Annotated in this window: 14 protein-coding genes; 8 read left to right on the forward strand and 6 right to left on the reverse strand. The window is 60.0% G+C overall.

The window, feature by feature from the left end; genetic code table 11:
* Positions 1-13 precede the first annotated feature (13 nt).
* Both QRN46_RS18305 and QRN46_RS18310 read right to left on the reverse strand, forming a co-directional pair.
* Positions 14-943, reverse strand: coding sequence for a DUF4880 domain-containing protein (locus QRN46_RS18305; protein WP_285356365.1), 930 nt, complete (start codon positions 941-943; stop codon positions 14-16).
* The gene (locus QRN46_RS18310) at positions 940-1,428 is read right to left on the reverse strand and encodes a sigma-70 family RNA polymerase sigma factor (protein WP_285356980.1); all 489 of its coding nucleotides are present in this window, start codon (positions 1,426-1,428) and stop codon (positions 940-942) included. Before QRN46_RS18310 ends, QRN46_RS18305 begins: the two co-directional genes overlap by 4 nt.
* A 175-nt stretch (positions 1,429-1,603) precedes the next feature.
* Here QRN46_RS18310 and QRN46_RS18315 point away from each other — a divergent pair, with 175 nt between their 5' ends.
* The 6 genes from QRN46_RS18315 (at position 1,604) to QRN46_RS18340 (ending at position 7,909) form a co-directional block, all read left to right on the forward strand.
* Positions 1,604-1,909: a DUF3649 domain-containing protein gene (locus QRN46_RS18315; RefSeq protein ID WP_007957267.1), complete on the forward strand. Its 306-nt coding sequence runs from the start codon at positions 1,604-1,606 to the stop codon at positions 1,907-1,909.
* Complete coding sequence (locus tag QRN46_RS18320) at positions 1,906-3,495, forward strand: PepSY-associated TM helix domain-containing protein (RefSeq protein ID WP_285356367.1); 1,590 nt, start codon at positions 1,906-1,908, stop codon at positions 3,493-3,495. Before QRN46_RS18315 ends, QRN46_RS18320 begins: the two co-directional genes overlap by 4 nt.
* The gene (locus QRN46_RS18325; RefSeq protein WP_285356369.1) at positions 3,495-3,821 is read left to right on the forward strand and encodes a DUF3325 domain-containing protein; all 327 of its coding nucleotides are present in this window, start codon (positions 3,495-3,497) and stop codon (positions 3,819-3,821) included. The genes QRN46_RS18320 and QRN46_RS18325 overlap by 1 nt, the downstream gene beginning before the upstream one ends.
* Before the next feature lies 1 nt (position 3,822).
* Positions 3,823-4,389, forward strand: a complete 567-nt coding sequence (locus QRN46_RS18330) for an RNA polymerase sigma factor (protein WP_285356371.1) — start codon at positions 3,823-3,825, stop codon at positions 4,387-4,389.
* Positions 4,386-5,375, forward strand: a complete 990-nt coding sequence (locus QRN46_RS18335; protein ID WP_285356373.1) for a FecR family protein — start codon at positions 4,386-4,388, stop codon at positions 5,373-5,375. Before QRN46_RS18330 ends, QRN46_RS18335 begins: the two co-directional genes overlap by 4 nt.
* A 104-nt stretch (positions 5,376-5,479) precedes the next feature.
* Positions 5,480-7,909: a TonB-dependent siderophore receptor gene (locus QRN46_RS18340; RefSeq protein ID WP_285356375.1), complete on the forward strand. Its 2,430-nt coding sequence runs from the start codon at positions 5,480-5,482 to the stop codon at positions 7,907-7,909.
* Here QRN46_RS18340 and QRN46_RS18345 read toward each other — a convergent pair whose 3' ends face one another.
* Complete coding sequence (locus QRN46_RS18345; protein ID WP_011332533.1) at positions 7,910-8,785, reverse strand: AraC family transcriptional regulator; 876 nt, start codon at positions 8,783-8,785, stop codon at positions 7,910-7,912.
* Between the two features lie 220 nt (positions 8,786-9,005).
* Here QRN46_RS18345 and QRN46_RS18350 point away from each other — a divergent pair, with 220 nt between their 5' ends.
* Together QRN46_RS18350 and QRN46_RS18355 are read left to right on the forward strand one after the other, a co-directional pair.
* Complete coding sequence (locus QRN46_RS18350; RefSeq protein ID WP_041475143.1) at positions 9,006-9,485, forward strand: hypothetical protein; 480 nt, start codon at positions 9,006-9,008, stop codon at positions 9,483-9,485.
* Positions 9,486-9,716: 231 nt separating this feature from the next.
* Positions 9,717-10,619, forward strand: coding sequence for a DMT family transporter (locus QRN46_RS18355; RefSeq protein WP_011332535.1), 903 nt, complete (start codon positions 9,717-9,719; stop codon positions 10,617-10,619).
* A gap of 19 nt (positions 10,620-10,638) precedes the next feature.
* Here the strand turns inward: QRN46_RS18355 and QRN46_RS18360 are convergent, their stop codons facing one another.
* The 3 genes from QRN46_RS18360 to QRN46_RS18370 all read right to left on the reverse strand — a co-directional run bounded on the left by QRN46_RS18360 (position 10,639) and on the right by QRN46_RS18370 (position 13,832).
* Positions 10,639-11,148: a DUF2165 family protein gene (locus QRN46_RS18360; protein ID WP_011332536.1), complete on the reverse strand. Its 510-nt coding sequence runs from the start codon at positions 11,146-11,148 to the stop codon at positions 10,639-10,641.
* 147 nt (positions 11,149-11,295) lie between these two features.
* Complete coding sequence (locus QRN46_RS18365) at positions 11,296-12,270, reverse strand: 2-hydroxyacid dehydrogenase (protein WP_201819087.1); 975 nt, start codon at positions 12,268-12,270, stop codon at positions 11,296-11,298.
* Between the two features lie 593 nt (positions 12,271-12,863).
* Positions 12,864-13,832, reverse strand: a complete 969-nt coding sequence (locus QRN46_RS18370; RefSeq protein ID WP_011332538.1) for a LysR family transcriptional regulator — start codon at positions 13,830-13,832, stop codon at positions 12,864-12,866.
* Positions 13,833-13,879 lie beyond the last annotated feature (47 nt).

Here is a 13,879-nt window from a genome sequence, read left to right on the forward strand (position 1 = left end):
TTTTTGCGTTTGATCAAACCTTGGCTTCGACCGTCACCCAATAGCGAGTAAAACGCTTCACTTTCACCGGCAGGCTGATTTCCAGCAGGTCGAGAATCCGCTCGCTGTCGTCCAGTGGATAAGTCCCGGAGATCAGTAAATCAGCGACTTTCGCATCGCAATGGAGCTGCCCGCGACGGTAGCGGCCGAGTTCGTCGAGAAAGTCGCCAAGACGCATGTGCGCGGCCACCAGCATGCCGTCGGCCCAAGCGCCGCTGTTGGCGTCCAGTGGTTTGGCGTCAATGATGGAGGTGGCGCTGAAACTCAGTTGTCGGGCGACCGGCAGCAGCATCGGCGCGCGACCTTGCGCGTTCAATTCGACCCGACCTTCAAACAGTGCGATCTGTGTACGGTCGGCAAACTGCCGCACGTTGATCCGCGCACCCTGGGTTTTCAACAGGCCTTGGGCGGTTTGCACTTCGAAGGATTGAGTGGCGGTCAGCAGCATTTCGCCTTCGAGCAGGCGGATCAGGCCATCGCCCCGGACATCCGCCGCGCTGGCGGTGTTGAGCTGCAATTGGCCGCCGGCGCCGAGCGAGATCTTGCGTCGCTGACCGATCGGGCTGCGGTAATCGGCCAGCAGCGATGGCAGAGGATTGTGCTCGCGCATGCCCCAGGTCACCGCCGAGCCAGCGCCGAGAATCAGCAAAAATTTGAGTGCCTGACGACGGCTGCCGGACTTCGGCGCATTCAACGCGGCGTGGGCCAGTGGCGACGACAACCCGCGCAACCGCGAATTGACTCGCTGAATGTGCTCCCAAGCGCTGCGGTGTTCGCTGTGGGCGTCGATCCATTGCTGCCAGGCTTGTTGCTGACGCGGGTTCAAGGGGCCCTGCTGCATTTCCAGCAACCAGTGCACCGCCTGTTCGGCGACCTGCGCGGAAAAATCCATCGGCGGGTTCACAGGGCGAAGTAGCAGCGCATCGCCGCTTTATTCAGATGACGTTTGACCGTGGCGACGGAAATGCCCAGTTCGGTGGCGATCTGCGGATAGGTCAGGCCATCGACCTGCGCCAGCAGAAATGCGCGTTTGACGGCGCGCGGCAGACCATCGAGCAACTGATCCAGCTCCATCAGGGTTTGCAGGATGATCGCTTTCTCTTCTTCTGAAGGCGCGACCATTTCCGGCATCTGCGCGAGGGTGTCGAGATAGGCGCGCTCCAGGTCCTGGCGGCGGTAATGGTTGAACAGCACGCGCTTGGCCAAGGTGGTGAGGAATGCGCGCGGCTCGATGATCACCGCCGGCTCGCGGGCGGTCAGCAGCCGAATGAAGGTGTCCTGGGCCAGGTCGGCGGCGCTGTCCGGGCAGCCGAGTCTGCGCCGCAGCCAGCCGGTGAGCCAGCTGTGGTGGGCCTGGTAGAGCGATTCGACAGGATGGGCGGACGACAACGGCATCACTCCGGGCGCATGCGGGATGCGTTAGAGAACAAGAATGGTTCGCATTGTAGGGCTGTCAGGGATGCCCGGCAATCAGACTCTTTTGCGTATGAGAATATTTATCATTAATATTGCTCACCTGTCGTTCGGCGTCTTGGTCGGACGTTAATCGTTTCAGGGTCGAAACATGAAAGCCAAACTCGCCGCACTCCCCATGTCCTATCGTCTGGCCGTCACTTCGCGGGTGCTCGCGGCGGTGTTTGGCGGCTATCTGGTCGCGGCGCTGGCCAGTGTCACGCTGACGCTGTGGCTGCCGCTGAACCGTGCCGAGGCGGTGGTGACCGGCATGACCGTTTCGTTTCTGGTCTATCTGGTGGCGGTGCTCTGGTGTTTCGCCTGTCGCACGGCGTGGTCGGCGTGGGTCGGTCTGCTGGTGCCGAGCGTGATTCTGGCGACTGTTTCCGGGGCTGCGCGCGGTCTGGGTCTGGCATGAAAGAGGGTTTTCGGCAGGCGATGGCCTGGCTGCATACATGGACCGGGCTGGTCTTCGGCTGGCTGTTGTTCGCGATTTTCCTGACCGGGACGCTGGCCTATTTCAAGGACGAGATCAATCACTGGATGCAGCCGGAAATCCCGTCACGCCCGCTCGATGCCGCCGCGAGCCTGACGCTTGCTCAAACCTATCTGCAGCAGCGTGCACCCGACGCGCCGAGCTGGCAGATCACGCTTCCCGATGCGCGCGATCCCGGAATATCTGTAAGTTGGCAGCAAGCCCCGGCCAGACCCGGCGAGCGCGGCAGATTCACCGAAAAGATCCTCGACGCTCAGACCGGTGCCGAAGTGCCCGTGCGCAAAAGCTTTGGCGGCGAGTTCTTCTACCGCTTTCACTTCCAGCTGCAAATGCCTTATCCGTGGGGTCGCTGGCTGGCGACCAGCGCTGCGATGGTGATGTTCATCGCACTGATCACCGGCATCATTACCCACAAGAAAATCTTCAAGGACTTCTTTACCTTCCGTCCGCGCAAAGGCCAGCGCTCCTGGCTCGACGGACATAACGCGGTGGGCGTGCTGGTGCTGCCTTTTCACCTGATGATCACCTACAGCAGTCTGGTGATCTTCATGGCGATGGTGATGCCGGCGAGCCTCCTGGTGTCCTATGGCAGCGATCGCAGTGCGTTTTACGACGAAGTGTTTCCCGAAGCGCCCACACCGGAGCGCGCAGGCATACCCGCCACATTACCTGCAATGGCGCCGCTGCTAGCGCGTGCGAGCGAACAATTGGGCGGTGGTAATGTTGCGCGGGTGACCGTGATCAACCCCGGCGACACCAATGCCTCCGTGCAGGTGGCGCGTGCCAGCTCCGACAGGATCACCTACGAATACGGTAACGACGTGACCTTCAATGGAGTGAGCGGGCAAATCCTCGATGCGACTCCGGCCAAGCCGCTGCCGATGGCGATTGCCGGCAGTTTTTATGGTCTGCACATCGGCCACTTCGCCGGCCCGGTGCTGCGCTGGCTGTATTTCATCTGCGGCCTGGCCGGCACGGCAATGATCGGCACCGGACTGGTGATCTGGCTCGGCAAGCGTCAGCTCAAACACGCCAAAACCGGGGTGATGCTGTTCGAACTGCGGCTGGTCGAAGTGCTGAACATCGCCAGCATGGCCGGGCTGATCGGTGCGGTGGCGGCGTTCTTCTGGGCCAACCGTCTGTTGCCACTGAGTCTCGACGGCCGGGCCAACTGGGAAGTGAACACATTCTTCATCGCTTGGACATTGAGCCTGGTGCATGCGTTGCTCCGGCCCGGTCGCAAAGCCTGGGTCGAACAATTGACGCTGGCAGCGCTGCTGTTCACCACGGTGCCGTTGCTCAACGCGTTGACCACTGCGCATCACCTCGGCGTCACGCTGGCGCAGAAGGACTGGGCATTGGCCGGTTTCGACCTGACCTGTCTTGCTGCCGGTCTGCTTCTGGCGTGGGCTGCCTGGAAAATGCAGCGTGCCGCTCACACCGTCCGAGTGGAAAAAACACGTCGTGAAACGACCCGGCCGATCACGCTTGAGCAGGGGACGCGCTGATGTTGCTGGCGCTGTTGCTGTGTTACGTCGGATTCACAGCGTTGTGCCTGTCGATGCCACGGCATCACGATGAGCTGCTGGGTCGCAAGCCCTCATCCCGACGAGTTAGAAATCTGAAGCTCGCCGGTTGGTTGCTGCTGTGCCTTTCACTCTGGGCCGCCGTGGCTGCCAAAGACTGGGGATTTGGTCTGGTCGACTGGTTCGCCGTGTCGATGTTCAGCGCATTGTTGCTGGTGCTGCTGATGCCGTACCGACCAAAACTGGCATTGGCGCTGGCGGCGTTGAGCCTGTTGGCTGCGCCCGTCGCCGCATGGGCGTGGTGGTGACATGCTGATCGGCCATCCCCCCGAGCACCGCGACGACGAACCCCATGGCGCCCGTGCGCATTTTCTTCAGGTGTTCCTGTCCCAGCGTTCGCAGATGGAAGCGCTGGTGAGCCGGCGCGTCGGTTGCCGGGCGACCGCGGCGGATCTGGTGCAGGACCTGTTCCTGCGTTTCTGGCGTCGGCCGCTGGTGCAGGTCGAAGAACTCAGCACTTATCTTTTGCGCTGCGCCGGCAATATCGCCATCGATCATTTGCGCAGCGAAGGCGCGCGAGTTCGAGTCACCGAAGGCTGGCAACCGGACGAGCCGGACAGCAGCGCCAGCGAACCGCAGGCGGCGCTCGAAGCGGGCAACGATTTGCGCCACGTCGAGGCGGCGTTGCGCGCGCTGCCCGAGCGCACGCGGCAGATCTTTTTGCTCAATCGCATCCACGGGCGCAAGTACGCCGAGATCGCCAAGGCCATGGGCCTGTCCCAAAGCGCCGTGGAAAAACATATGATGCGCGCCCTCGAGGCCTGCAAGGCCAGCCTGCGCGAACCCGCGCCACGCACGCCAGGGAAAGCACCGTGAATCACATCGAACGCGTCATTCCGACGCCTGCTCAGGAACAGGCCGCTTTCGCCTGGTTGAGCCTGTTGCACGACCACCCCAGCGCCGGCGATCAACTGACGTTCAGTCAATGGCTGCATGCCGATCCGGCTCACGCCGAGGCCTACGCCCAGGCGCAAGTGGTCTGGGAGTTGAGCGAAGGGCCGGCGCGCACTCTGGCCGATGAAGACGCGTTGGCGTTGCAGGGTTTGCTCAATGTGATGGACCGGCCGCGTCGTCCGCAGGTCCGGCGTTGGGCCGGCGCGCTGGCCATGGCGGCCTGCCTGTTGTTGATGATCAGCCTCGGCACAGGTTGGCAGCCGCAGCGCTGGATCGATGATCTGGGCGCCGATTACGTGTCGGCACCGGGCGAGATCCGCACCGTGATCCTCGCCGATCAATCGCAGGTGACGCTGGACGCCGACAGCGCTATCGCCGTGGATTTCAGTCACGGCGAGCGGCATGTGCAACTGCGCCGGGGCGCCGGATTTTTCAGCGTGACTCACACGGGCGATCCTTTTGTGGTCGAGGCCGAGAAAGGCCAGGCGCGAGTGTTGGGCACGCAGTTCGAAGTGCGCCTGCAACCGCAAGGTGCCCAAGTGACAGTGCTGGCCGGACGCGTCGGCGTGACGCCATCCCGCGATGGCCAACAGCAGGTTCTGACCGCTGGCCAGCAAGTGGCGTACAGCGCAGGCACCGCGGAAAAACTCCACGCCGTGGACAGTGAAGCGCAACTGGCGTGGCGTCAGGGCTGGCTGACTTACTACAAGTCGACACTGGCCGATGTGGTGCAGGATCTGCGGCGTTATTACCCCGGGCGAATCGTGTTGCTCAACGACGAACTGGGCGCGCGCAAGGTCAGCGGCAGCTTTCCGAGCAAGGATCCGCAAGCCGTGCTGAATTCGCTGCAGGGGGTTCTGGGATTCGAGCAGCATCAGGTGCTGAACAAGCTGATTATCCTGCGCTGAAAATATTTTCAAATTTGTGGTGAGGTAAATCCCGACGCCATCCGTGTAGTGACTGAAACTGCGAGTCATTCGCATCCGTTGCGGTTCTACACAGGTCATGAGCAATGAAGTCCAGGGCAAAATCGGGTTCGGTCAAACAGTGGTTAGGCGTTTCGGCCTTGAGTTTTTCGGCATTGGCCCTGTTGCCGCTGAGTGTGGCGCTGGCCGCTGAATCCGTCAGCAGTCAGCTGCAAAAGCAATTCAGTTTTTCTCTGGCTGCCAAACCGCTGCCGCAAGCCCTGAGCGACTTCAGTCGCGTGACCGGGCAGAGCGTGGTCTACACCGATGAAGCCCCTTACGGCCTGACCGCACCGCCGATCAACGGCCAGATGAGTGCCGAACAGGCGCTGCAACGTCTGCTCACCGGCTCTGGCCTGACCTTCCGCCGCACCGACAGCCACACCCTGGCGCTTGAGCCGCAACCGACCGCTGGCGCATTGAACCTCGGTGCGACCACCATCACCTCGGTGGCCAACCAGCCGATGAGCTACCAGCCACCGGAAACCAGTTCGGTGATGCGCTCTTCCGCTTCGCTTCAGGAAATCCCCCAGACCGTCAACGTGATTCCGGCCCAGGTCATTCGCGATCAGGCTCCGCGTAATCTCGATGATGCACTGGCCAACGTCAGCGGCATCACCCAGGGCAACACCTTGGGCAGCACCCAGGATTCGGTGATGACCCGCGGCTTCGGCGACAACCGCAACGGCTCGATCATGCGCGACGGCATGCCGGTGGTGCAGGGCCGTGGCATGAACGCGACCGTGGATCGCGTCGAAGTGCTCAAGGGCCCGGCCTCGCTGCTTTACGGGATTCAGGACCCGGGCGGCGTGGTCAACATGGTCAGCAAGAAGCCTGAGCTGACTCAGTACAACGCGCTGACCCTGCGCGGCTCGACCTACGGTGACGGCAAGAATGGCAGCGGCGGCTCCTTCGACAGCACCGGTGCGCTGGGGGATTCCGGTCTCGCGTATCGCATGGTGCTGGACCACGAAGACGAAGATTACTGGCGCAACTTCGGTACTCACCGTGAATCGCTGATTGCGCCGTCGCTGGCCTGGTATGGCGAGCGCACCAAGCTGTTGTTTGCCTACGAGCACCGTGAATTCCTGACCCCATTCGATCGTGGAACCCTGATCGATCCGCGCACCAACCATCCGCTGGATATCTCGCGCAACGAACGTCTCGACGAGAAATTCAACGACATGGAAGGGCGTTCGGATTTGTATCACTTCGAGGCCGACCACGAACTCAACGACGACTGGAAAGCCCATTTCGGCTACAGCTGGAACCGCGAAACCTACGACGCCAGCCAGGTCCGTGTAACCGCGATCGACACCAAAAAAGGCACCCTGACCCGCAGCATGGACGGCACCCAGGGCGCGATCAGCACCGACCGTTTCACCACCGCCAGCCTCGAAGGCAAGGTCAACGTGCTGGGCATGCAGCATGACCTGGTGTTCGGCGTCGACGACGAGTACCGCAAGATCTACCGCGCCGACCTGATCCGTCAGAAAAGCCTGAGCACCTTCAGCTACGTCAATCCGGTCTACGGCCGCGAAGTCGAAGGCACCACCGTCAGCCCGGCGGACAGTGCGCAAACCGATCTGCTGCGCAGTGATTCGGTGTTCCTGCAGGACTCGATCCACCTCAATGACCAGTGGATTCTGGTGGCCGGCGGGCGCTTCCAGGAGTACGACCAGTACGCCGGAAAAGGCGTGCCGTTCAAGGCCAACACCGACAGCAACGGCCAGAAGTGGGTGCCGCGCGCGGGTCTGGTGTATCGCTACACCGACGAACTGTCGTTCTACGGCAGCTACACCGAATCGTTCAAACCGAACTCGACCATCGCTCCGTTGAGTGGTAGCAGCACCGTGCTCGACGGCAGCATTGCGCCGGAAGAGGCCAAGTCCTGGGAGCTGGGCGCACGCCTCGACATGCCGGGTCGCATCACCGGCAACATCGCGCTGTTCGACATCAAGAAACGCAACGTGCTGGTGGCCAACGCCGAAGGCCCGACCACGATCTACAGCGCCGCCGGTGAAGTGCGCTCCCGTGGCCTGGAAGTGGATCTGACCGGCCAGCTCAGCGACCGCTGGAGCATGATCGGCAGTTACGCCTACACCGACGCCGAGGTTACGGAAGATCCGGACTACAAAGGCAACAGGCTGCAGAACGTGGCGAAAAATACCGGCTCGCTGTCGGCGGTCTACGACTTCGGCAGCGTGATCGGTGGCGATCAACTTCGGGTCGGCGCCGGTGCGCGCTATGTCGGTGAACGAGCGGGTAACGCAGTGAATGATTTCGATCTGCCGAGCTACACCGTGGCCGATGCGTTCGCCACCTACGACACCAAGGTTGAGGGGCAGAAGGTCAAGTTCCAGCTCAACGTGAAGAACCTGTTCGACCGCACCTACTACACCTCGGCGGCGAGCCGGTTCTTTGTGTCGATGGGCGACTCGCGGCAGATTTCGTTGTCGAGCACGCTGGAGTTCTGATCAGCGCAAAAACGCCTGGCGATACTCGCCGGGCGTTCCACCCAGCACCTGGCGAAAGCGGTTGGTGAAATGGCTGGCACTGGCAAATCCGCACGCCAGGGCAATCTCGCCCAACGGCAACGCTGTCCCGCGCAACAACTCCCGGGCCCGGCTCAAACGCCGTGCCAACACATACTGATGCGGCGGTAGACCGAAGCTCACCCGGAACATCCGCGCAAAGTGGTATTCCGACAACGCACACAACCCGGCCAGTTGCCCGAGGCTGATCGGCTCGGCCAGTTGGCTGTCGATGAATTCCACCAGTTGCCGACGTTGATGCGGCGCCAGTCCACCCTTGAGACGCAAGCCCTGACGTACCCCGACCTGACTCAACAGGGTATGGCTGATCAGTTCGTGGGCCAGGCTGCTGGTCAGCAGACGTTCGCCGGGTTCGTCCCAGTTCAAGGTCAGTAACTGGCGAAACCGTTGGGCCTGTTGTGGATCTTCCAGAAACGTCTGTTCGCGAAGCTGCATTTCCCGGGGCTCGCGATCCAGCAGCGTGACGCACCCCAGGGCAAATTGTTCGGCGCTGAAATACAGGTGAGCCAGACGAATGTCGCCGTTAATGACCCAACCCGATTCGTGGTCGGCCGGCAGGATGCACAGCTTGTCCGGGCCGCCCTTGTGGCCGGGTTCGCCACGACGGAAGGTGCCGGTGCCGCCGGCGATGTAGCAGGAGAGGGTGTGATGGCTCGGCGCTTCGTATTCCTGGGCGTCGTGGTGATTGGTCCACAAAGCTGCAGACAGGCCGTCACCCAACTCGGCGCTGTGCACCAGGCGTGCATTGAGCGAATTGTTGAGGGCTTGAAAGACTTGCAGGGTATCGATGGCGGCCATGGTCGGTTCTCTTCAACGCCTTGCATCCTACTCCGTAGATTCTGCGCTGCCAGCCTGTGCCTCTTAAAAACCGCAAGTTTTCGCAAGTCATGAAAAAAGTATCAACGGTTGGTTTTTTAGTGCGTTTAGTACTTTGAGACTGTCAGAACTGACAGTTGGTAGATGCGGTGAATAAGCATTAGATGTGGGTTCACGATCCAGGTCTAAAAGGTGAAACATCATGGCGGAAGAAAAATTGTGGGAGGAAGGATTTGAAGGCGTGACTCCAGGCCGGCATCAGATCCTCAAGCTTGCCCATTTTGATATTGAACTAAAAACGACATGGGGAGCTGCAGATGTTCCATTGAACTGTCGTAATGCTACACCGACGGAAACTGCCGCTGGATTCCTAGGCAATGTGCTTGAGTTTTCTGGTGACCCCATGTCCGAAGGTGTGCGCGCACAAATGAAGGTTACCCTGAAATCGGAGGAGCGAATTCTGCGCATCAGATGCAAATTGATTTCCACGTTCAACGCAGTTGTCCAGATTTTCAATCAGGATGGTCGATTTGTGGATGAAATCAACGTGAGTGACGGTCAGTTCGACTACTCAATTCGTGATAGTCAGTGGGACAGCATTGGTTGGTTGTCTATGTTTTACACACTCGATTATTCCGGCCCCACTGTCGATGGTTTTGAAGGTTATACGTGGAAAGTATAGTTTTTCGGATGGCCCAGAACGTTGCAGATCCAGTCGGTCTGCAACGTTGTTGCGCAAATTGTATTGGTACCGGGCTTTCTGGTGATGTTCTCGTTGAGACTCACCGCCTGTTCTCACATCCCCGCAGTCTTGAATACTTCGTGCAGTGCGGGTAGTTAAAAAGAGCAATTTTTTGCAAGCGTGAAAGGTCGTCCTCAGCAGACACTGAAACCCAATCGAGGAGTGTCTGCCATGAACCTGTCGTTGTATTTGTTGACCGTGCTGATCTGGGGCACCACCTGGATCGCCTTGAAGTGGCAGCTGGGCGTGGTGGCGATTCCGGTGTCGATCGTCTATCGCTTCGGTCTCGCCGCGCTGGTGCTGTTTGCGCTGTTGCTGATCAGCCGGCGCCTGCAACCGATGAACCGGCGCGGGCATCTGATCTGTGTCGCGCAGGGCTTGTGCCTGTTCTGCGTCAATTTCATGTGCTTTCTGACTGCCAGCCAATGGATTCCCAGCGGTCTGGTGGCGGTGGTGTTCTCTACTGCGACCTTGTGGAATGCGCTGAATGCGCGAGTGTTCTTCGGCCAGCGTATCGCGCGTAATGTGCTGATGGGCGGGGCGCTGGGACTTGGCGGTCTGGGCCTGTTGTTCTGGCCTGAGCTGGCCGGGCATCACGCCAGTCCGCAAACTCTGCTCGGCCTTGGCCTGGCACTCTGCGGCACCTTGTGTTTCTCGGCGGGCAACATGCTCTCGAGCCTGCAACAGAAGGCTGGCCTCAAGCCGCTGACGACCAATGCGTGGGGTATGGCTTACGGTGCAGCGATGCTGTCGGTGTGGTGCCTGGTCAAGGGCATTCCGTTCGAGATGGAATGGACGTCGCGCTACATCGGCGCCTTGCTGTACCTGGTCATTCCCGGGTCGGTGATCGGCTTCACCGCGTACCTGACACTGGTCGGTCGTATGGGACCAGAGCGCGCGGCTTATTGCACGGTGCTGTTTCCGGTGGTGGCGCTGAACGTATCGGCCTTTGCCGAAGGCTATCAATGGACGGCGCCGGCGTTGGCGGGACTGGTGCTGGTGATGCTGGGCAATGTGTTGGTGTTTCGTAAACCGAAGGCGCTAGTGTCGCCGGTACAAGGAAAGTTGGCGTGAGATAAACGAGCGCTGAACTTCAGCGCTCGACTTTCAATGTGATGTAAATCATCACCGGGAATATAAAGTCAACAATATGCCGTGCCCAGTCCTTGGCATTCCAGGATTGAGAGGTGTCCATGTCAAACCATTCCACACCTACAGTTTGCAGGCAGACGTAGTAAATGAATATTGCGGCCAGTATTCCCATGATCGAGAAACTTTTTGCCTCGTGAAATAACTCTGCCGAGGCGTTGATGTTTCGATATAGCTGATAGGTGCCTATCAGGCACAGCACCGTATAGGTGACTTCCATCGTGATGATGAACCAGTAGATCCGGTGGTGAATCATTGGCGAGTCAATGGCTCGATACTTGATGTTTTCACTGCTGGTGGTCGTGTCCATGCTCAGGATATGGGAAACGTAAGTGTAGTTTGAGTCATAGTCGGTGAAATTGTGGATCATCACCAGTACGCCAAAGAAACTGATGTAAGCCATTAATATGACTTTGCTGTAGCGGATGATTTTGTCGGTCGTCAGGATGTTCAAGATTTAAGTTCTCCATAGCGTTTGTCGATAATTCGGCAGCCAGGGAGAGCTTATAATGCTGTTGTTTGAATTGGTTTGCTGTTCAATTTCAATTTGTGTATGGCGTAACTAACGGGCAAGTGCAGTCATGCACTTGCCCGTACTTTTTTATCCGCGCCAGACTTGTGGATTGACCAGATCCTGCGGCCGTTCGCCGAGCAGCGCGCTGCGCAGGTTGGCCAGTGCGCGGTTGGCCATGGCTTCGCGGGTTTCATTCGTCGCCGAGCCGATGTGTGGCAGGGTGACAGCGTTTTTCAACTGAAACAGCGGCGACTCGGCCAGCGGTTCTTTCTCGTAGACGTCGAGGCCGGCACCGCGAATGCGGTTGTTTTGCAGGGCTTCGATCAGTGCCGGCTCGTCGACTACCGGGCCACGGGAGATGTTCACCAGAATCGCGTCAGGTTTCATCAGCGCCAGTTCGCGATGGCTGATCAGGTGGCGGGTCTTGTCGCTGAGCGGCACCACCAGGCAGACGAAATCGGCTTCGGCCAGCAGTTGGTCAAGGCTGCGAAATTGCGCGCCGAGTTCCTGTTCCAGTTCGGTCTTGCGGCTGTTGCCGCTGTAGATAATCGGCATGTTGAAACCGAAACGTCCGCGACGGGCGACGGCGGCGCCGATGTTGCCCATGCCGACGATGCCCAGGGTCTTGCCGTGTACGTCGCAACCGAACAGTGGTGCGCCGACGCTGGCCTGCCATTGGCCGGCCTTGGTCCAGGCGTCCAGTTCGGCGACGCGGCGGGCGCTGCTCATGATCAGGGCGAAGGCCAGGTCAGCGGTGCTTTCGGTCAGGACGTCCGGGGTGTTGGTGAGCATGATCCCGCGTTCGTTGAAGTAGGCGAGGTCGTAGTTGTCGTAGCCGACGGAGACGCTGGAGACCACTTCGAGTTTCGCGGCGTTTTCCAGTTGGGCCTTGCCGAGTTTGCGACCGACGCCGATCAGGCCGTGGGCGTGGGGCAGGGCTTCGTTGAACTGGGCGTTGATGTCGCCGTTTTTCGGGTTGGGGACGATGACGTCGAAGTCCTGTTGCAGGCGTTCGATCATGGGCGGGGTGATGCGGCTGAAGGCCAGGACTGTTTTTTTCATTGGCATTGGGCTCGGGCTTGGCGGCTGATGTGATTGCCAAGCAAGCTAACATTTTCTGTTTGAGGTTGTCTTGGCGGCCTCTGGGCCGACCAGGCTCTTGGGGTTTTGGGTGAATATCCGTTGCTGCGGTAACGGCTTCTTAGGGTTTCGCCCTTACGGCGAGTCACTTTTTTCAAACGCCAAAAAAGTAACCAAAAACGCTGGGCCCCGGCGTTCGGCACCTCGCTTTGGCTCGGTGTTCCTTCGTTCCGGAATTCATCCGGGGGCATCGCCTACGGTTTGCTTCGCTGCACCTCCTCTCGATGCATGCGGCTGCGCCGCACGGTCGCTGCGCTCCCACCCCCCGGATGAATCCCTCCACTCAGCCTGCCGAAGGGGCCGGCACGTCAAAAGCGGTACTCGAGCTAACGCTCATTGTGTTGAGTGGGGGACGCGGAAGCGGAGTTATGTGCGTTTTAGAACCTGAGTTCACCTCGGTATTTCACGTCGGCGTACCTCTCCCAAACAACTCGGTCGGTCCCCTCTCCCTTGGGAGAGGGCTAGGGTGAGGGGTTGGCGCCCTCCGTATTCCCCCATTTTTCAGACCGGCCAACTCAATTCGCCACTCGCACCCCCGCCAGGCTCCCACTCAGCTCATAAGCCGCCAACTCCGCCTGATGCCCCGCCAATATCTCCGGCAACGACCCACGCAGGTATTCAACCCAGGTCTTGATCTTCGCATCCAGATACTGCCGCGACGGGTAGATCGCATACAGGTTCAGTTCCTGCGAGCGGTAGTTGGGCATGACCCGCACCAGCGAGCCATTGCGCAAGCCTTCAATCGCGGCGTACACCGGCAACACGCCGACGCCCATGCCACTGGTGATCGCGCTTTTCATCGCGTCGGCGGAGTTCACCAGGAAAGGCGAGCTGTTGATGGTGACCATTTCCTGGCCGTCAGGGCCGTCGAAGGCCCATTTTTCAAGGGGGATCACCGGGCTCACCAGGCGCAGGCAGGCGTGGTTCAGCAGGTCGCTGGGTTTTTGTGCGCAGCCGTTGGCTTTCACGTAGGCCGGGGAGGCGCAGACGATGCTGTAGGTGATGCCCAGACGTTGCGAGACGAAGCCCGAGTCCGGCAATTCGCGGGCCAGGACGATGGACACGTCGTAGCCTTCGTCGAGCAGGTCCGGCACGCGGTTGGCCATGGTCAGGTCGAAGGTCACGTCCGGGTGGGTCTTGCGATAACGGGCGATGGCGTCGATCACGAAGTGCTGGCCGATGCCGGTCATGGTGTGCACTTTCAATTGTCCGGCCGGGCGCGCGTGGGCTTCGCTGGCTTCGGCTTCGGCCTCTTCGACGTAAGCGAGGATCTGCTCGCAGCGCAGCAGGTAGCGCTTGCCGGCTTCGGTGAGCGCGATGCGGCGGGTCGTGCGATTCAGCAGGCGGGTTTGCAGGTGGGCCTCAAGGTTGGAGACCGCGCGCGAGACGTTGGCGGTGGTGGTGTCGAGCTGCACGGCAGCGGCGGTGAAGCTGCCGGCTTCCGCTACACAACTGAAGGCGCGCATGTTTTGCAAAGTGTCCATGGGGTGCTCTCAAGGGAGATGGCAAATTGTGACACGAAGTTTCAGGG

The organism is Pseudomonas sp. lyk4-R2A-10, from assembly GCF_030209075.1.
In the GTDB taxonomy this organism is placed as follows: domain Bacteria; phylum Pseudomonadota; class Gammaproteobacteria; order Pseudomonadales; family Pseudomonadaceae; genus Aquipseudomonas; species Aquipseudomonas glycinae.